This is a genomic window from Alcanivorax sp. HI0044 (assembly GCF_001634945.1).
This window is the reverse complement of the sequence record NZ_LWEZ01001490.1, coordinates 1-699: the sequence shown is the minus strand read 5'-3', so window position 1 is coordinate 699 and position 699 is coordinate 1. Positions and strand designations below refer to the sequence as shown.

The window sequence follows — 699 nt, the reverse complement described above, 5'->3', positions numbered from 1 at the left end:
GGCAATCGTGATGGGCGCGTCTTGGGGTGGGCTGAATGCCTATACGCGCATCCTGTCCGCGCTTCCTGAGGATTTTCCGTTGCCGATCATGTTGGTCCAGCACCAGCATGCCAGTGCGGACAACCGCATGCCATGGCTGTTGGCCCGCTACTGTGCATTGCCAGTGATCTCCCCGGAAGACAAGGAGCCCATCCTCGGCGGGCATGTCTATGTGGCGCCGCCGGGCTACCATATGTTGGTGGAAGAGGATCAGACACTGGCTTTCTCTACGGGAAGGCCTGTACTCTTTTCCCGGCCGGCCATAGACGAACTGTTTTACTCTGCCGGCGCGGTTTATGGCCGCCACTTGTTGGGCGTGATCCTCACGGGGGCCAATGAAGACGGCGCCGCAGGCATGGAATATATACACCGTAGAGGCGGAGTCACCATCGCCCAGTCACCGGTGAGCTCGGAAGCACCCACAATGCCGGAAGCGGCAATAACAACAGGTGCGATTTCCAGGGTACTCGATCTTGAGGCAATCGGGCCCTTCTTGGCGGAACAGGTTGCAGGGTAGTAAGCCTATGAAACAGAACATTTTGGTTGTGGATGATCACAGGGAAAACCTGATCGCGCTGGAAGCGATTCTGGATGCTGATGGCCGTAATCTGGTCATGGCCCAGTCGGGCAATGAGGCCTTGTCCCTCGCCCTGAAGCACG

The 699-nt window shown here is 58.1% G+C and carries 1 protein-coding gene; it reads left to right on the top strand.

All coding sequences use genetic code 11. The annotated features are described in order from the left end of the window. A partial coding sequence (locus A3730_RS22550; protein WP_231884016.1) for a chemotaxis protein CheB occupies window positions 1–556 on the top strand: 556 nt, incomplete at its 5' end. Window positions 557–699 lie beyond the last annotated feature (143 nt).